The 16,701-nt window shown below is 70.0% G+C and carries 17 protein-coding genes; 2 read left to right on the top strand and 15 right to left on the bottom strand.

The window, feature by feature from the left end; all coding sequences use genetic code 11:
- Positions 1-110: 110 nt before the first annotated feature.
- A complete protein-coding gene (locus tag ACFWBQ_RS25230) occupies positions 111-1,505 on the bottom strand; it encodes a lipase family protein (protein ID WP_385495138.1) in 1,395 nt (464 codons plus the stop codon).
- Positions 1,506-1,526: 21 nt separating this feature from the next.
- On the bottom strand, positions 1,527-1,964 hold the full coding sequence (locus ACFWBQ_RS25235) for a GMC oxidoreductase (RefSeq protein WP_385497004.1): 438 nt from the start codon (positions 1,962-1,964) through the stop codon (positions 1,527-1,529).
- Between the two features lie 177 nt (positions 1,965-2,141).
- Between ACFWBQ_RS25235 and ACFWBQ_RS25240 the strand changes: the two genes are divergently transcribed.
- Positions 2,142-2,753, top strand: a complete 612-nt coding sequence (locus ACFWBQ_RS25240; RefSeq protein ID WP_385495147.1) for a TetR family transcriptional regulator — start codon at positions 2,142-2,144, stop codon at positions 2,751-2,753.
- Positions 2,754-2,943: 190 nt separating this feature from the next.
- Here ACFWBQ_RS25240 and ACFWBQ_RS25245 read toward each other — a convergent pair whose 3' ends face one another.
- Together ACFWBQ_RS25245 and hypE are read right to left on the bottom strand one after the other, a co-directional pair.
- A complete protein-coding gene (locus tag ACFWBQ_RS25245) occupies positions 2,944-3,819 on the bottom strand; it encodes a DUF6390 family protein (RefSeq protein ID WP_385495152.1) in 876 nt (291 codons plus the stop codon).
- Complete coding sequence (gene hypE, locus ACFWBQ_RS25250) at positions 3,820-4,926, bottom strand: hydrogenase expression/formation protein HypE (RefSeq protein ID WP_385497008.1); 1,107 nt, start codon at positions 4,924-4,926, stop codon at positions 3,820-3,822. It abuts the gene before it with no gap.
- Between the two features lie 172 nt (positions 4,927-5,098).
- Between hypE and ACFWBQ_RS25255 the strand changes: the two genes are divergently transcribed.
- The gene (locus ACFWBQ_RS25255) at positions 5,099-6,322 is read left to right on the top strand and encodes an RNA-guided endonuclease InsQ/TnpB family protein (protein ID WP_385497014.1); all 1,224 of its coding nucleotides are present in this window, start codon (positions 5,099-5,101) and stop codon (positions 6,320-6,322) included.
- Positions 6,323-6,334: 12 nt separating this feature from the next.
- Here ACFWBQ_RS25255 and hypD read toward each other — a convergent pair whose 3' ends face one another.
- The 11 genes from hypD to ACFWBQ_RS25310 are packed head-to-tail and all read right to left on the bottom strand — an operon-like array spanning position 6,335 to position 16,656.
- A complete protein-coding gene (gene hypD, locus ACFWBQ_RS25260; protein WP_385495158.1) occupies positions 6,335-7,438 on the bottom strand; it encodes a hydrogenase formation protein HypD in 1,104 nt (367 codons plus the stop codon).
- Positions 7,435-7,731: a HypC/HybG/HupF family hydrogenase formation chaperone gene (locus ACFWBQ_RS25265; RefSeq protein WP_385495165.1), complete on the bottom strand. Its 297-nt coding sequence runs from the start codon at positions 7,729-7,731 to the stop codon at positions 7,435-7,437. Before ACFWBQ_RS25265 ends, hypD begins: the two co-directional genes overlap by 4 nt.
- Before the next feature lie 48 nt (positions 7,732-7,779).
- Positions 7,780-10,332 (bottom strand): carbamoyltransferase HypF, encoded by a 2,553-nt coding sequence (gene hypF / locus ACFWBQ_RS25270; RefSeq protein WP_385495174.1) that lies wholly within the window; start codon positions 10,330-10,332, stop codon positions 7,780-7,782.
- 2 nt (positions 10,333-10,334) lie between these two features.
- Entirely contained in the window at positions 10,335-10,865 is a 531-nt protein-coding gene (locus ACFWBQ_RS25275; protein ID WP_385495261.1) for a hydrogenase maturation protease, read from the bottom strand.
- 7 nt (positions 10,866-10,872) lie between these two features.
- Positions 10,873-11,082 (bottom strand): hypothetical protein, encoded by a 210-nt coding sequence (locus ACFWBQ_RS25280; RefSeq protein WP_385495301.1) that lies wholly within the window; start codon positions 11,080-11,082, stop codon positions 10,873-10,875.
- Between the two features lie 35 nt (positions 11,083-11,117).
- On the bottom strand, positions 11,118-11,237 hold the full coding sequence (locus ACFWBQ_RS25285) for a DUF6893 family small protein (RefSeq protein ID WP_385495337.1): 120 nt from the start codon (positions 11,235-11,237) through the stop codon (positions 11,118-11,120).
- Positions 11,234-12,637 carry a hypothetical protein gene (locus ACFWBQ_RS25290; protein ID WP_385495365.1) on the bottom strand — a complete coding sequence of 468 codons (1,404 nt, stop codon included), beginning with the start codon at positions 12,635-12,637 and terminating at the stop codon, positions 11,234-11,236. The genes ACFWBQ_RS25285 and ACFWBQ_RS25290 overlap by 4 nt, the downstream gene beginning before the upstream one ends.
- Positions 12,634-13,275, bottom strand: coding sequence for a DUF6084 family protein (locus ACFWBQ_RS25295; protein ID WP_385495400.1), 642 nt, complete (start codon positions 13,273-13,275; stop codon positions 12,634-12,636). The genes ACFWBQ_RS25290 and ACFWBQ_RS25295 overlap by 4 nt, the downstream gene beginning before the upstream one ends.
- A complete protein-coding gene (locus ACFWBQ_RS25300; RefSeq protein WP_385495431.1) occupies positions 13,272-13,925 on the bottom strand; it encodes a DUF5947 family protein in 654 nt (217 codons plus the stop codon). The genes ACFWBQ_RS25295 and ACFWBQ_RS25300 overlap by 4 nt, the downstream gene beginning before the upstream one ends.
- Positions 13,922-14,863, bottom strand: a complete 942-nt coding sequence (locus ACFWBQ_RS25305; RefSeq protein ID WP_385495473.1) for a NifU family protein — start codon at positions 14,861-14,863, stop codon at positions 13,922-13,924. Before ACFWBQ_RS25305 ends, ACFWBQ_RS25300 begins: the two co-directional genes overlap by 4 nt.
- On the bottom strand, positions 14,863-16,656 hold the full coding sequence (locus tag ACFWBQ_RS25310) for a nickel-dependent hydrogenase large subunit (RefSeq protein WP_385495516.1): 1,794 nt from the start codon (positions 16,654-16,656) through the stop codon (positions 14,863-14,865). The genes ACFWBQ_RS25305 and ACFWBQ_RS25310 overlap by 1 nt, the downstream gene beginning before the upstream one ends.
- Between the last annotated feature and the right edge of the window lie 45 nt (positions 16,657-16,701).

Consider the following 16,701-nt stretch of genomic DNA (forward strand, 5'->3'; position numbering starts at 1 on the left):
CGCCGCGTGGCCGGACGGGCACCGGCCGGCAGGCCCTGCCCAACGCCGTGCTGCGTCCACCGGGGTGTTGCTCCGGCGGACGCAGCACGATCCGTGTGGGTGCGGTGGGGTCAGAGCTGGATGGGCATCGACCAGCAGTTGGAGGTGGCCGCCTTGCCGGAGAGGCGGTCGGTCAGCCAGGAGATGGCGTCGCCCTGGTCGGTGATGAGCGGCACCAGGTGGTTGGTGAGGATCTTGTCGCCGAGGTTCGGCAGCACGATGGCGTCGTAGGTGACGTTGGCGCCCTTGTTGCACCAGTCGACCGCGAGCTTTCGGGCCTGGGCGTGGGGAACGATGTCGTCCTGGACGCCGGTGGCCAGACGTACCGGTCCGGACGGCTTGAGCGTGCCGATGCGCTGCTTGTCCAGGGCCGCCTTCGCGCGGGGGTCGGCGGCGATGATGTCCCCGATGGACTTGCCGCTGGTGGTCCACTTGCTGCTCTTGGTGAAGCCGTAGCCGAAGAGCGCGTCGCCGACGCACATGGTCGACGCGTCCGCCAGGGCGGCCTTTCCGGTGGCGCTGACGTTCGCGTCGACGACCGCGCGCAGGTCCGGGTCGGCCTGGGCGAATCCGCTGATCGACCAGGCCAGCGCACCGGCGAGCGCACTGCCGTCGATGCCCTTCATGACCGAGGTCAGATCCGCCGGGGGCGCGCCGGCATAGGTGCCGGCGAGCGGGACGTCGGGCGCGTAGGAGGGCTGGAGTTCGGCGGCCGCGGCACTGGCGCCGCCGCCCTGGCTGTATCCGTACAGACCGGTGCGGGACGCCGCGGTGATCGATGCGCCGGGGACGGCGCGGGCGGCGCGGGCCGCGTCGAGCAGGGCGTGGGCCTGGTCGAGGCGGCTGACGTAGGTGTGCAGGCGGTCGGTCGCGCCGAGGCCGACGTAGTCGGTGACGACGACCGCCGCCCCCGTGGAGAGGAGCCGGTAGATCGCCAGGGCCTCGTAGCCCACGGACACCGTGTCGCCGTTGAGGGTGAGCGGGCTCTGCAGGGCGAAGGACGGAGCGCACTGGTCGCCCTGGCCCATGGTGCCCGAGGCCACCGCGACCAGGGGCCGCGGGCCGGTGCCCTTCCAGGCGGCCGAGGGCTCGATGTACGCACCGGTCACGGCGACGGGCAGCCCGGCCGAGTCGGTGGACTTGTACATCAGACGGGTCGCGGTGCCCGGCATCGCGCGCCCGTCCAGGCCGGGGATGCTCAGCCCGAGCGGCAGGGCCTCGGTACGGATCAACGCACCGTTGGGGGAAGGCAGTTCGGTTGGCGGGGTGTAGAACGCGGGGATGGTGACCCCGCGGGAGACGACGGGTTCCGCGGTTGCGGCGGTGGCCGGTACCGCCGACAGGCCGGTGCAGGCGGTTCCGGCGGCGACGACCCCGGCCAGGAGGCGCAGGCCGGCCCTGTTGATACGGCCGGTCGCCTGGGTGGGGGTGAGGGGGGAACGGGAACGGGTTCTCTTGCGGCTCATGGTGTGCTCCTCGTCCGTCGTTCAGATGATCGTGTCGATGTCGTGGGCGGTGATGGCGTCCAACGCCCGTTCGGCCACGGCGGCGATGGTCATCGACGGGTTGCAGGCGCCGGCCGTGCCGGGGATCGGCGCACCGTCGAGGACGTAGAGGCCGCGTTGGCCCTGGACGCGGCCCTCCAGGTCGCAGACGGTGCCCATGGGGGCACCGCCCAGGGGGTGCCAGGTGCTGTTGACCAGGGCGTTCGTATCCGTGACGGTGCCGAGCCCCGACGCCGACGGCTGCGGGACCGGGCAGCACCGGTAAGTAGGGCGCGCCTGCTGGGAGTGGGCATGAGCGGCTCCTTGAGGGGGGTTGGGGCGCCGTCCGATCGCTGTGGCCGTCCGAGCTGCCTGGGTGGGGCCGACCCTGGGCGGTCGAGGTCGCCCGGACTCGTTCGATGCGGCCGGTGCACGCCAAATGCCGTGCGCGACAGCACAGTTACTCGCTGGTCACTTACGGCAGCGTAGGTCTGTGTGTCAGTCAGTGACAAGACGTCTGCATGCGTCATTTTCGAATGGCTCGCTATGCTGCAGTGACAGGGACAGAGGGCGGGGGCGAGGGTGCGCGAAGCGCCATCCGTAGAACGCGGACAGACCATGCAGGCAGAGGCCAGGCCGTCGCTCGCTGAGCGACGCAAGGCGGCTCTCCGCTTCGAGATCGCCAGCGAGGCTGTCCGTCTGTTCGCCTCACAGGGCGTCACCGGCACGACGGGCGAGCAGATCGCCCAGGCCGTGGGCGTTTCCTCCCGCACCCTGTGGCGCCATTTCCCCACCAAGGAGAGCTGCGTACTGCCGCTTCTCTCAGCAGGGCTCGAGTTCGCCATGGACCAGCTGCGTCACTGGCCACCGGAAACGGGCCTGATGGACTTCGTCACGAATTCCTGCCGGGATGGGGAGCTGCCCGCCGTGGCCCCCGTCATTCTCGACCTGATCCGCATGACCTCCACCGACCCGGCCCTGCGCGCCGTCTGGCTCCAGGCCCACGACGACGCCCTGCCCGTCCTCGGAGAACTCCTCGCTCGGCGAACCGGCGGCAGCGCCCACGACCTGAGAATCAAAGTGCACGCAGCAACCGTCAACGGCGCACTGCGTGCAGCTGCGGAAGACTTCGCCCGCAAGTACGCGGAGGATCCCGAGGCGTCGGGCTGCGAAATCGCCACGTGCCTCCTCGCTGCCCTGCGCGCAGCTTCGGAGGGCTTGCCCTACTGACGCCTGGGGAGCGCCGCCTTCATTCTCGGCCGGTCCCGGCACAGATGACCGCGGTCCTGCGCCGGGACGCCGGCCTTCACCCGTTCTCCGGTTCGCCATCAACGCTATGACCTGGTGGCAACGGGGGCGGAGGGACAAGATCGACACGGCAGCCGCTGACCCTGTCCGGCAGGGCGGCGACGTCACTCCCTTACGCGTCGGCCTCGCCCTGGTCGACGGAGTCGCAGGTCAAGATTGCCGGAGCCGGAGCCGGAGCCGGCATTGCGGCCCCGGGAGGTGGCGCCGCGCCAGTCCAGGCATGCTGCCCGGGCGTTGTCGAAGTGGGGTCGGTGGTGAGCCATTGGCGAGTCGCTGTACCGAATAGGCCCAGTTCGGTGAGCCGGCGCTCCTCAAGGGATTCGATGCGCCGGGCCTGTTCGTCGGTGATCACATCGCACACCCAGTCCCAGTGCAGTGCCACCCGATCGCCCGGGGAGAGCCCGTCGATCAGCGTCCGCCCACCGGCCGACCAGCGCACGGTCTCCTGCCGCCATGCGCCGACGACGAGTCCCGCTCCGTCCCAGCACAGCGGGCGCGACCGTACGGTCGCCACGTCGCTGTCGGCACCGACGACCATTCCCGTACGGATGCGGCACTGGTCCAGCACGGAGAGGGCGGTCGGACGGCCGCTTCCCCGCAGCATCGGCGCCCAGGGATACACCTCGAACACCTGGAAGCTGTGATGGGCCAGGGCCCGCCCCCCGGCTTCGCGCCAGGTGCCGCCGAGCTGCCCCCGGAACCGGTCGGTCATGCGCTCCACCAGGGCGACGGGATCGACTCGGTCCAGCAGTTCGCTGCCGATCCAGTAGGCCTCGACCACCCGCACGTCGAGCGGGTCCGGGAGCCCGGCCGTTTCTGCGAGGAACTGGAGATAGCACCAGGCCCCCTCGAACTGCCGGGCCCGCCGCTCGATGTCGGCGGTTGCGTCACGGCGGAGGAGAGCCGCCGCGTCGGCGGGGCCGCAGTAGCCGAGCTCATTGGGCGGGTAGGCATATCGCGCGAACAGCATTGCGCCCTCGGCACTCACTCAGCAGATCCTCGGCAGTTGTTCGCCGATCGGCAGCCCGATCACCCGGCTCCCGCCCAGCCCCGTTTTCGCGACCACCATCCCGGCGTGATCCGGAACGCAGCTGCCGACCTTGCATGCGGACCGGCCCAGGGGATGGTTCTGCATCGCGGCCAGCACCCGGTCCGCGTCCTCGGCGGCGACGATCGCGATCAGCTTGCCCTCATTGGCCACCTGGAGCGGGTCGAGCCCGAGCAGACTGCATGCGTCCCTCACCGTGGGCGGCACGGGCAGCAGCCGCTCGACCAGTTCGATGCCCACGTCCGAGGCGCGGGCGATCTCGTTGAGCGAAGCAGAGACACCCCCGCGCGTGGGGTCCCGGAGCGTATGGAGGTCCGCACCGGTGGCGAGCATTGCGGCGACCAGTCCGTGCAGCGGAGCGGTGTCGCTCTCGACCGTCGTACCGAACTCCAGACCCTCCCGGCAGCTCATCACGGCGACGCCGTGCACGCCGATGTCGCCGCTGACGAGCACGGCGTCGCCGGGGCGCGCCCGGCGGGCGTGGATGTCGACACCGGGAGGGACCACGCCGATGCCCGAGGTGTTGATGTAGACGCCGTCACCACTGGCGCGCTCCACGACCTTCGTGTCCCCTGTGACCAGGCGTACGCCGGCGGCCTCGGCGGCCCGGCCCACGGCCTGGGCGATCCGGCCGAGGACACTCAGTTCGGTGCCCTCCGCGAGGATGAAGGCGGTCGACAGGAACAGGGGCGTTGCGCCGGACATGGCCAGGTCGTTGACCGTACCGTTCACCGCCAGGTCACCGATCGACCCGCCGGGGAAGAACATCGGCTTCACCACGAACGAGTCCGTGGAGAAGGCGATGCGGGTATCCGAGCCGACCTTCAGGACGGCCGAGTCACCGAGGTCGGCGGCTGCCGCGGCACCGTACGCGGGCAGGAACAGGTGCTCGATCAGCTCGCCGGACATCGCGCCGCCGCCGCCGTGGCCCATGACGACGGACGGGGTGTCCCGCAGCGGTACGGGACAGGTCCATCCCTCGAAGTCGAGGTCGGGCACTTCTGCCGTCACGTCGGTCGCTCCGAACCGTTCGGTCACGACTTGCATCGCGTCAGTCACCGGATTTCTCCCAGGAGGCCCTGAGCTTCAGCCCGGGGAGGAACGGGTCCTTGGAGCGGAGCAGCGGAGCGGAGGAGTTCGTTGCGCATCTGCTTTGACCTGCGCTTTCTTCCATTGTCAGTGGTGGCTGTTAGTTTTCGATCGTGACGACAGCAGTGGTATCGGAGGATGCCGGGTCGCCCGGTGGACCTACCGGCTGCGTGTGTCGTCCACCGCGTGTGCCGCGCTGGAAGCGGAGTGGGCGCGGTGTCGGTGGGTCTGGAATGAGGCCGTGGCCAAGTCGAAGGCCGTGTACGCGTACAACAGGGCCACCGGGGACAAGGTGACGTGCGGTCCGGCGCAGCTCGACAAGATGCTGAGTCAGGCCCGCGCAGCGAACGCGTGGCTGCGCGAGGGCTCTTCGGTTCCGCAGCAGCAGTTGATCCGCGACTTCGGCAAGTCCCGGGCCAAGGCACTCAAGGACGTCAAAACCCGTCTGCCGCAGCGGCAGCGAGCCGGGATGCCCAGGTACAAAAGGAAGCACCAGACGGACCCGAGCCTGAACTACACCCGGCGCGGCTTCCGTCTCAAGGATGGTCGTCTGCATCTCGCGGGCGGGATCGTGCTGACGGTGGTGTGGTCGCGGGAGCTGCCCGAGTCCCCGTCCAGCGTGCGTGTGTACCGCGACAGCCTCGGGCACTGGTACTGCTCGTTCGTCATGGCCGCCAGCCCCGAAGCCCTGCCCGCCACGGGCGCGGTGATCGGCATCGACTGGGGCGTGAAGGAGACCGCGACCACCACATCCGACGCCCACGACCTGCCCCACGCCCAGCACGGCAAGAAGGCCGCTGCCGACCTGGCGCACTACCAGCGGATGATGGCCCGGCGCTGCGCACCCCGGGGGAAGGCTCAGACGCGGGGCGACCGCGAGGCCAAGCGCCAGGCTGCGAAGCTCCACAAGAAGGTGGCCCGGCAACGGCACGACACTGCCCGCAAGTGGGCCAAGCGCGTTGTCCGCGACCATGACGTCCTTGCGGTCGAGGACTTCCGCCCGAAGTTCCTCGCAAAGTCCACCATGGCACGCAAGGCAGCAGACGCCGCGATCGGCGCCACCAAGCGGGCCCTCATCGAGATGGGCCGCAAGCACGGCCGAACCGTGCACCTGGTACACCCCGCGCACACCACCATGGAGTGCGCGCAGTGCGGAGCGAGAACCAAGCACGCACTACCTCTCTCAGAACGAACCTACGCGTGCACCGCGTGCGGAGCCGTATCCCCCAGGGACAAGAACTCCGCCCGCGTGATGCTCGTCCGGGCTGGTCTCAATCCGGCTGGTGCTGATCGTGTAAGAGCTGACGGACCGCCGGTCCGCAGCCAACGTGAGCCAGGAATCCCCTTCCTTTAGGGAGGGGAGGAGTCAATTCGCATCGACCAGTTCGAGCCGGCGGTGGGTGTAGTACGCGGCGCATGCGCCCTCGGACGACACCATGGTCGCGCCGAGCGGGTTCCTCGGCGTGCACTCCTTGCCGAACGCCTCGCACAGATGCGGCTTGATCAGGCCCTGGAGGACCTCGCCCGACCGGCAGAGCGACGACTCGGCGGTGTGGATGTCCGTCACGTCGAACCGCTGCTCCGCGTCGAACGCCCGGTACTTCTCGGAGAGCCGCCAGCCGCTGCGTGGAATCGCCCCGATCCCGCGCCAGGTCCGGTCCGTCACCTCGAAGACATCGGTGAGCATCGCCATGGCGGGTACGTTGCCCTCGTCGCGAACGGCCCGGGGGTAGGCGTTCTCCACCTCGTGCCGGCCCGCCTCGAGCTGGATGACGGTCCGGCGGACGCCTTCGAGGATGTCCAGCGGCTCGAAGCCGGTGACCACGATCGGCACCTTGTACTTCTGGGCCAGCGGCGGGTACTCGGCCGTTCCCATCACGCTGCACACGTGACCCGCGGCGAGGAACGCCTGCACCCGGCAGGTCGAGGACTCCATGATCGCGGCGATCGCGGGCGGCACCAGCACGTGGGAAACCAGCAGGGAGAAGTTCCGCACCCCGAGCTTCTTGGCCTGGTACACCGTCATGGCGTTCGCGGGGGCGGTGGTCTCGAAACCGATTCCGAAGAAGACGACCTCGCGGTCCGGGTTCTCGCGGGCCAGTTTCAGCGCGTCGAGGGGCGAGTACACCACGCGTACGTCGCCGCCGGCGCTCTTGACGGAGAACAGGTCCTGGTTGCTGCCGGGCACGCGCAGCATGTCACCGAACGAGCAGAAGATGACGCCGGGGCGGGCAGCGATCGCCAGCGCCCGGTCGATGGTCTCCAGCGGGGTGACGCAGACGGGGCATCCCGGTCCGTGGATCATCTCCACGCTGTCCGGCAGGAGCTGGTCGATGCCGTGCCGGATGATCGAGTGGGTCTGGCCGCCGCAGACCTCCATCATGGCCCACTTCTGCGTGGTGGCCGCGTGGATCTGGTCGATCAGCTTCTTCGCGAGATCCGGGTCGCTGAACTCATCGAGGTACTTCACCGGCCGGCTCCTTCGGGGGATGCGTTCTGCTGGGCTGCGCGTTCGAAGCCGTCACCGAACTCCTCGGCGAGGATGCCGAGGCGTTCGAAGTTGGCGAGGGTGTCCTGTGCGGACCGTTCGTCGAGGCGCTGGATGGCGAATCCGACGTGCACGACGACGTATTCACCGACGGTCACATCGGGGATGTACTGGAGACACACCTCCTTGCGCACCCCGCCGAAGTCGACCTCGGCCATCACAGTGCCGTCGACTTCGGCGGTACTGAGGACACGCCCCGGAACAGCCAGACACATGGTCCCTCTTCTCTGTGGATCCCTCTTGGGGTACGGGGTGCTGCGGCGTCAGCCCGATGCGGCGATCATGAGCTGGCCGAGGGCGATCCCGCCGTCGTTCGGCGGGAGCAGTCGCGGCCGCAGGACGGTGAAGCCTCGCTCAGCCAGGCCGCGTTGCGTGGCTTCGAGCAGTACGGCGTTCTGGAAGACGCCGCCGCCCAGGGCCACGGCATCGAGGCCGGTGTCCCCGCGGCACAGGTCCGCGAGGCCGACGACCAGAGCGGCGACGGCGGCGTGGAAGCGTGCGGCGATCAGCCCGGCGGGAACACCGGCCCTTACGTCGGCCACCACGGCCCGCACGACCGGGCCCGGGTCTGCGACGGCGGGTTCCTTTCCCGTACCGGGCCGGATTCCGAAGCAGTGGCCGCCCTCCGTTGCTGCGGGGTCTGCTGCCGCGGAGCGGGCCAGTGCCTCCAGCTCCATGGCCGCCTCCGCCTCGTACGCCACCTCGTGCCGGACGTCGGCCAGGGATGCCACCGCGTCGAAGAGCCGGCCCATGCCCGACGTGGGCACGCAGCCGAAGCCGGTGGCGAACTGGTGTGCCAGTACGCCGCGTTCCGCGGGCGGGCAGGCCCGGACCGCGGGCAGGTCCTCGTCCCAGGGGACGCCTGCCGCGTGCAGATGCGCGAGGGCCATCCGGTACGGACGGAGCACACTGGCGTCGCCCCCGGCCAGCGGTACGTATCCGAGGTGCGCGGCCCTGCGGAACGACGCGTAGCCGGCCACCAGGACCTCGCCGCCCCAGGCCGCCCCGTCGTCGCCGTGGCCGGTGCCGTCGAAGGCGATGCCGATCACGCGCTCGTCCGCGCCCAGGCCGTGCTCCGCCATCACGGACGCGATGTGCGCGTGGTGGTGCTGCACTGTGCGGACCGGCCGTCCGGCCGCATGGGCGCGGGCCCAGTCGCCGGAGCGGTAGCCGGGGTGACGGTCGGCCACCAGCCGGGCGGGCGCAACCCCGGTGAGGTCCTCCAGGTGCTTCTCGATCCGGGTGAGCGCGTCGACCGTGGACAGGTCGTCCATGTCGCCGATGTGCTGGCTCAGCCAGGCGTAGCGGCCTTCGGCCAGCGCGCAGGTGTTCTTCAGATCGGCGCCCACGGCGAGCGTCGGGGGCACGTCGAAGGGCAGCGCGAGCGGCAGCGGGGCGTATCCACGCGAGCGGCGGAGCGGCAGTTCGGCACCGGCCGCATAGCGGCTGACCGAGTCGTCGCACGGCACATGGATCCGCCGGTCGTGCCGCAGCCAGGCATCGACCAGCGGGGCGAGGACGGTCAGCGCGTCCCCGTCGTCGGTGACGATCGGCTCGCCCGACAGATTGGCCGACGTCATCACCAGTGCGTCCGGGCCCGGCCGGTCGTCACCGATCCCGAAGAGCAGGACGTGCAACGGGGTGTACGGAAGCAGCAGTCCCAGGTGGGGACTGCCGGGCGCCACGCCATCGGACACCCCGGCCCCGGGCCGGGCAGGGCGCCGGGGGAGGAGCACGATCGGCCGGCGGCCACCGGTCAGGAGATCCTCCTCGTCCGCCGTGAGGGTCACCAGCTCCCGCGCGACGTCGAGGCCCGGGACCATCACCGCGAAGGGCTTGCCGCCGCGCCGTTTGCGCCGGCGCAGCTCGGCCACGGCGTCGTCGTTGCGGGCGTCGCACACCAGGTGGTAGCCGCCGAGGCCCTTGACCGCGATGATCCCGCCGTCGGCGAGGCGCTCCCGCGCGGTCCGCAGCGCGTCCGCGTCATGGGAGGGGGACACACCGTCCTTGCCGACGAGTTCGAGCCGCGGTCCGCAGTCGGGACAGGCGATCGGCTGGGCGTGGAAGCGCCGGTCGCGCGGATCCTCGTACTCCGCCCGGCAGGCCTCGCACATCTCGAAGTCCGCCATCGTGGTCGCGGCCCGGTCGTACGGAAGACCGGTGACGATCGTGAAGCGGGGGCCGCAGTGCGTGCAGGTGATGAAGGGGTGGCGGTAGCGCCGGTTCGACGGGTCGCCGAGCTCGTCCAGGCAGTCCCGGCAGGTGGCGATGTCGGGTGAGACGAGCGTCCTGGCCCGGTCGGGCGCGCTGGAGCGCTCGATGGAGAAGCCCGTACCGCCGCGCGTCGGCTGTTCGCTCGTGCGCACGTCCTCGACGACCGCGAGGGGCGGGGCTTCGGTACGGAGCCGGAGGCCGAACTCCTCCACGGCCTCGGCCGGTCCCTCGACCTCGGCGAGCACTCCGTCGCCGGTGTTCGTCACCGAACCCGTGAGCATCAGCTCCGAGGCCGTGACGTAGACGAAGGGCCGGAAGCCCACGCCCTGCACGACACCGCGCACCTCGAACCTCCGCCGGATCCGCTGCTCCCGGCCCCGGCCCATCATCTCCAGGCCCGACAGGGCCTCCCGGGCCTTCGTACGGTCGATGAGCTCGACGGCGAAGCCCATGTGGAGAAGCACCCAGTCGTCGCAACCGGGTGCCTCGTCGAGCATGCCGATGTTGACGCGGCGTCGGGCGCCCTCCACGTCCACCAGAGCCAGCTGGCCCGCATACCCGTCCACGATCTCCACGACGCGGCCAGGAATTCCTAGGCACATGATCAGGGGCTCCGGGGTTCGACGCTGTTCAGGGACGCGGTCGCTACGGCCGGCACGAGCTGCCGGACCAGGGTGTGCACCGCCTGGATCGCCTCGGGCACCGCGTTGTCGACGGCTTGGCTGAGCCCGATGCCCTCCTCGACGCCGGCGGGGGTGCAGCCGACGAGGTAGGTGAGCGGAAGAGTACCGCCCAATTGATCCAGGTTTGCAAGGACAGCGACCGGATTCATCCCATGGGCGTCGAATTCACCCGTACCGAGGTCCTCCACACCGATGCGGAGCACCGTCACCTCCCCGGGTGCGCCGCCCCCCGGGTAGGCGTCGACCAGCACCAACGCGCCGTACCCGTCGAGCAGGTCGTACGCGAGATGCATGCCGCGGATCCCGTAGTCCGCCACCCGGACCTGCGGGGGCAGCCCGCCGGCGCGGGCCAGCCGGCGTACGACCTCCGGGCCGAAGCCGTCGTCGCCGAGGAACAGATTGCCGATGCCCGCGACCAGCACCCGGGCGGCCGTGTCCGGTTCCTCCGTCATCCTCGGCTCAGCCGCCACCGGACTGGAGGTCGGGCGATTCCGGGTCCTGGGCCTTCTTCGGCTGTACGGAGGTGTCGGAGCGCTCGTCCGAGGTGCCCGAGGGGCGGTCGGCCGGGCCGCCTGCCGGCTTGTCCGAGCCGGTGCCGCGGGACCCCTTCGGGCCCCGTTCCTCCTGTGGCTCCTCCTCGACGCCGCTGTTCTGCGGTGCGTCCGCCATGGGGTACTCCTTCCTCACATCATTCGGATCGGGATTCACATCGAACGGATTCGCAGGTAGCGGCGGATGTCGGGGATCGACCTGATCCCGACCCCCACGGCGACGACCGCCACGGCCGCCGCGACGCCGACGGTGATGATGCCCAGGTTCTTCACGGTTGGTTCTCCTCTCGGTGCTGCGCCGTCTCCTCGACGGTCAGGGGTGTCAGCTCGTCGGGCGCGAAGTAGAAGTAGCGGCCGTACCAGTCGTGCAGGTCCGACGCCGGGTCGTCGACGAGGACCAGGGCGACGTGCGTACCGCCGTCCACGTCCGCGAGAACCGCGGTCACCCGGGCCACCTGGCCGGCGAAGAACAGATCCTGTGCATCGGCACGCCGGGAGGGATGGACGCGTACCAGGCTGCCCTTGGCCACCCTGACCCCATCGATCATCACCGCGTCGCTCCCGGGCCGTACCGAGGCATCGGCCGCCGGGTCCCACCAGGGGGCGCCCGCAGTGTCGAAGGCGGCGGGCTCCACATTCCGGACGTCGGCCGCCGGGCCCACGAGAGCCGCCGGCTGGGGCGGGTGGGGGTCGCGCAGCAGGCCGTGCAGCTGCTGGAGGTCGGCGGGCGACATGCTGTCGCACCGGTCGATGATCTCCCGGGCGCGGGGATCGGTGGCCCGGGCCTCCGCCTTCTCCTCCTCCGTCATGGTCATGACCCGGAGGGTCAGGATCTCGTCGATCTCGGTCGAGTCGAACAGGGCCCCGGGGCTCTGTTCGGCGACCTCCGGGTAGTCGTACAGGATGATCGGTGCGCCGAGCAGGGTGTCCGTCGTCCCCTTCGGGCCGACCAGCACGGGCCAGCACCTGCGCTGTCGGCAACGGCCGGCGGCTGCCGCCGCCCCTGCGGGAGGCTCGAGCAGTGAGACGAACTCGGCGTCGTGCGCCCGGAGCAGCAGATGCGCGCCGATCAGCGAGGACCGGATCGCGGCATCCTTGGTGACGGTCTGCTCCGGGTGCTCGTTGCGCACCGCCACCGAAAGGCGTACGTATCCGTCGTCGACGACGGATCGCGTACGGACGCGGACCGCCAACGGCAGTCGGCGCCGCACGATCCGGCCCACCTCCACGCCCCGTGCGTCGGTCACCGGCTCGGTGTCCTCACCGCCCGGGACCTGGTGGACGGTGTCCGCCTCCTCCTGCAACGACAGAGCGGTCAGGACGACTTCCTGTTCGACTGCCTCGTCCCACGACATCACCGACACCCCGTCGACGGTGAGCTGGTCGACCGGCGCGTCCACCCCGTCCTCGCCCGTGCTCCGTACCTCGCGGACCTGGAGCTGGAGGAAGCGCAGGTGCACGGTGACGGCCGCCGGCCCGTCGTCCGGTGCCAGCAGGCACTGCATCTCCATCTCCGGCTCCTCGCTGAAACTCGCCGCCGTGGCGTGCGGAGGGCCGAGGACCCCGAACTGCCAACGTGAACGGTTCTTGTGCGAGCTCGCGCGGTACGGGTAGAGGAGGTACCCCTCGTACAGGACGGCGTCGGCGATCGAACGCACCTGGTCAAGGCTCACAGGACCACCTCGTCATGCTCGGCCAGGAGGGCCTGGACCGTCTCGTCCCAGCTGATCAGCCCGCGCCGGGCCCGGAAGTCCGCGAAGCGCGCCAGCACCTCGTGGTCCAGCCTGATCCACCCGGTGTTCGGGAAGTGCGCCGCCACCATGCGCCGCCACACCTCGACCGGCATCGGGTACCGGGCCTCGCAGTCCCACGGCACCTGCTCGACCCCGAAGCCCTTGCTGCCGCGGGTGAAGACCGTGCCGGAGAACATCAGGGCAAGGGGGACCGAACCCTCTCCCAGGGCGTGCAGATAGCGGGAACCGATCACGTCGAAGTCGTATGTGCAGGGCAGGGCGAGGTCGACCTCGGTCGCCCCGCTGAACCCCTGCACCGTGGTGTCGCAGCTCATCCACTGGAACGGCTTCAAGGTGTCCGTCCAGCGGTTCCGGCCGCCGAACAGCGCTACCAGACCACTCTGTTCGGCATCGTCGTACTGGCGTCGCTGCGGCTCGATGCGGACTTGGCAGTGCAGCGCGATGGCGTGGATGCGCCGGCCCGTCCGCTCCTCGATCCGCAGTCGGGCGGTCAGCTGCGGCGCGGCTGCGTACGGCTCGGCGAAGACGTCGAGCACGGAGAACACGAAGTCGTTCACTGCGCCCCGATCCCCGCGGCGGGCCGACTGCGGTCCGCCACCCGCGCGAAGAAGCCGTCCGTCGCGGCACGTGCCTCGGAGCCGCCGTCGAACCCGCGCCACAGCGTGCGCAGTTGCCCCACCAGTTCGTAACAGGCGTCGATCGGCACCAGATGGCACGATCCGCCGCTCTCTGCCGTGCGCCGGATCAGCAGCGCCTCCACATCGGGACGCAGCACGGCAAGCTCCGGACTCGACTCGACGACGGCCTCCCAGGCGTCCAGCGGCAGTTCCGACTCGGTGGCCCCTGCGGGGCCCGGGTAGAACGCGACCATGCGGTCCAGGACGGAGTTGCGGAACAGGAAGGCGAGCCCCACGGGAATCTGCAGCTCGTCCCAGGCGCGTCCGTCCACGGTCAGCCCGGCGAAGTGCAGATAGCGCTCGGGGACCGCCCGGTAGCGCAGCTGTGCCCCCTCGTCGGTGAACAGCAGATAGCAGGCCCGGCAGCCGCACATCAGGGCGCGGCTGTCGAGGTTCACCACATGGGAGTGGTCCTCGCCGATCGGCTCCGCACACATCTCGCAGCGCTCACCGACGGGCTGCTGCGGCCGGTTGCGTGTGAGGCGCAGCAGGGTGGATGCCGGGGAGGCGGAGCGGCCGGCCGCGATCACGGCGCCACCGCCGCGGGCACCGAGACGGAGACCGCGGCACCGTCCGACAGCAGCGGCAGCGGGGCCAGATGTACGCCGTCCTCGTCGAGGCAGACCCCGGCCCGCCGCACGTCGTAGTGCGCACGGCACCCGGCACAGCGCAGGATCGCGTCCCCCGGCCCACCGCCCAGCCGCCGCGTCAGCGTGGCGCCCTCGAACGGCCGCTCGCAGCGCGCGCACCGGTCCTCGAAGGCGAGGAGGTCCGCGCCCACACGGCAGACCACCACCGGCATTCTGCCGACGTCGACCCGGGCCACGGCGCCGGCCTCCAGCCCCGACAGTTCCGGCACGACCTCCCAGAAGGCGCCGTCGCCGCCGGCCGCGGCGTCCGCGTGCAGCCGGGCGAACAGCGAGTCCACCGGCACCAGTGGCCCCGCCGCCCCGGCATCCTCGTCGGCCGCGGTCTCGACCTCGATCGAGGTGATCTCCGGAGCCGCTGCCTCCACCGCACCCTGCACGGCCAGCTTGAGCGTGACCGAGGACGAAGGGCAGCCGTCGCAACTGCCCAGCAGCCGCAACCGGACGGTTCCCTCGTCGGTGACAGCGAGCAGCTCCACATCACCGCCGTGCGACCCCAGATACGGCCGCACACTCTCCAGCGCCCGCTCGACCCGGGTCTCCACGCCGTACGGGTGCAGCCCGTGCACCAGCAGGACGCTGGCCACCAGGTCGTCGCCGGCCAGGGCGGCCAGGACATCGTCGTCCAGCCGCCCCTGCTCGTGCACGAGGTCGAGCAGCCGTTCCAGCCCGGCGCCGTAGAAGTCGGCGACGAGCCGGACCAGTTCCTCGCTGCGCTCTCGGGCGACCGCGCCGCCCGAGCCGCTGGCGGCGATCAGGGTGTCGATGCGTTCACCGGTCGCCCGCCAGTCGGGCGCGGCCGGGGACTCCTCCTGCGCCATCACTCACTGCCCGCGGACTGGGTGGGGGAGTGCAGGAGTTCCAGCTTCTTGCCCTCGCCGAGATACATGTGCACGCCGCAGGGCAGACAGGGGTCGAAGCTGCGCACCGTGCGCATGATGTCGATGCCCTTGAAGTGCTCCCGGTCGTTCTCCTCGAAGATCGGCTGGCCCTGCACGGCGTCCTCGTAGGGGCCGGGGGTGCCGTACGTGTCGCGGGGGCTGGCGTTCCACGGAGTCGGCGGGTACGGGTGGTAGTTGGCGATCTTGCCGTCCCGGATCACCATGTGGTGCGACAGGACACCGCGGACCGCCTCGGTGAACCCGCAGCCCACACCCTCCTCGGGCACCTCGAACTTCTCCCAGGTCTTGGTGTTCCCGGAGCGGATCTCCACGAGCGCCTTCTCCGCGAAGTGGAGCGCGCAGGCGGCCGCGTAGGCCTGGAAGTAGCTGCGCGCCCGGTTGCGCTCGATGGTGTTGCTCCACTTCGGGACGTGCCACTCCAGCTCCACCGGGCCCTTGAGCGCGGTCTTGGGGAGGTTGATCTTGACGCTGTGGCCGGTCGCCTGGATGTAGCCGATGTCGACCAGGCCGGCCAGCGCGGTGGCCCACAGCCGCGCGAGCGGCCCGCCGCCCGTGTCGAGGGCGAGGTAGTCCTTGCCGTCGAACCACCGCGGCGACATGACCCAGCTGTACTTGTCGTCCAGGTCCCGCTTCTGCGGCTGCGGGTTGGTGTGCTGGTTCCACGGGTGGCGCCTGTCGACCGGATTGCCGAGCGGGTCGTGGGAGACGAAGGTCTCCTGCTCGTCCCAGTCGTTGTAGTACGACGAACCGAGCAGGATCCGGATGCCGAGGTTGATCTTCACCAAGTCGGTGGTGACCAGCTTCCCGTCGACGACCACACCGGGGGTGACGTACATCTTCCGTCCCCACTCGGTCATGTCCTTGTACTCGAAGTTGCAGTACTCCGGGTCCTGGAAGGAACCCCAGCAGCCCAGCAGGATGCGTCGGTTGCCGACCTGTTCGTACCCCGGCAGGGCTTCGTAGAAGAAGTCGAAGAGATCGTCGTGCATCGGTACGACCTTCTTCATGAACTCGACGTACCGCTGCAGCCGGGTGATGTAGTCCGTCATCAGCTGGATGGTCGCCACGGTGCCTACGCCGCCGGGATAGAGCGTGGAAGGGTGGACGTGCCGGCCCTCCATCAGGCAGAACATCTCGCGGGTCATCCGGCTGACCTGGAGCGCCTCGCGGTAGAACTCGCCGGTGAACGGGTTCAGCGACCGCATGATGTCGCCGATGGTCTTGTACCCGTGGGCGTCGGCATGCGGCGAGGGGGTGCGGTTGGCCTGCTCCAGCACCCCGGGGTTGGTCTCCGCGACCATCTTCTCGCAGTAGTCGACCCCGACCAGGTTCTCCTGGAAGATGTTGTGGTCGAACATGTACTCCGCGGCCTCGCCGAGATTCACGATCCATTCGCCGAGGTGCGGCGGCTTCACCCCGTACGCCATGTTCTGCGCGTAACAGGAACACGTGGCGTGGTTGTCACCGCAGATTCCGCAGATGCGACTTGTGATGAAGTGCGCGTCCCGCGGATCCTTTCCCTTCATGAAGACCGAATAGCCGCGGAAGATGGAGCTGGTGCTGTGGCACTCAGCAACCACTTTCTGCTTGAAGTCGATCTTCGTGTAGATGCCCAGGCTGCCGACGATCCGAGTAATGGGATCCCACGCCATTTCGACCAGGTCATTCTTTCCCCGGCCTCCTCCGGCACCCTTGTGCTGCGTCGCGGTCATTGCGCCGCCTCATCTTTCTGTCCGTTGCGGTGATTACGCGGTCAC

It is taken from the genome of Streptomyces sp. NPDC060035, from assembly GCF_042736635.1.
In the GTDB taxonomy this organism is placed as follows: domain Bacteria; phylum Actinomycetota; class Actinomycetes; order Streptomycetales; family Streptomycetaceae; genus Streptomyces.

Excerpts from the sequence above, each read along its gene's own strand:
- ACFWBQ_RS25305 (WP_385495473.1), bottom strand. The coding sequence starts at position 14,863 with ATGGCGCAGGAGGAGTCCCCGGCCGCGCCCGACTGGCGGGCGACCGGT.
- ACFWBQ_RS25265 (WP_385495165.1), bottom strand. The coding sequence starts at position 7,731 with ATGTGTCTGGCTGTTCCGGGGCGTGTCCTCAGTACCGCCGAAGTCGAC.
- hypF (WP_385495174.1), bottom strand. The coding sequence starts at position 10,332 with ATGTGCCTAGGAATTCCTGGCCGCGTCGTGGAGATCGTGGACGGGTAT.
- ACFWBQ_RS25230 (WP_385495138.1), bottom strand. The coding sequence starts at position 1,505 with ATGAGCCGCAAGAGAACCCGTTCCCGTTCCCCCCTCACCCCCACCCAG.
- ACFWBQ_RS25310 (WP_385495516.1), bottom strand. The coding sequence starts at position 16,656 with ATGACCGCGACGCAGCACAAGGGTGCCGGAGGAGGCCGGGGAAAGAAT.
- ACFWBQ_RS25240 (WP_385495147.1), top strand. The coding sequence starts at position 2,142 with ATGCAGGCAGAGGCCAGGCCGTCGCTCGCTGAGCGACGCAAGGCGGCT.
- hypE (WP_385497008.1), bottom strand. The coding sequence starts at position 4,926 with ATGCAAGTCGTGACCGAACGGTTCGGAGCGACCGACGTGACGGCAGAA.
- ACFWBQ_RS25275 (WP_385495261.1), bottom strand. The coding sequence starts at position 10,865 with ATGACGGAGGAACCGGACACGGCCGCCCGGGTGCTGGTCGCGGGCATC.
- ACFWBQ_RS25280 (WP_385495301.1), bottom strand. The coding sequence starts at position 11,082 with ATGGCGGACGCACCGCAGAACAGCGGCGTCGAGGAGGAGCCACAGGAG.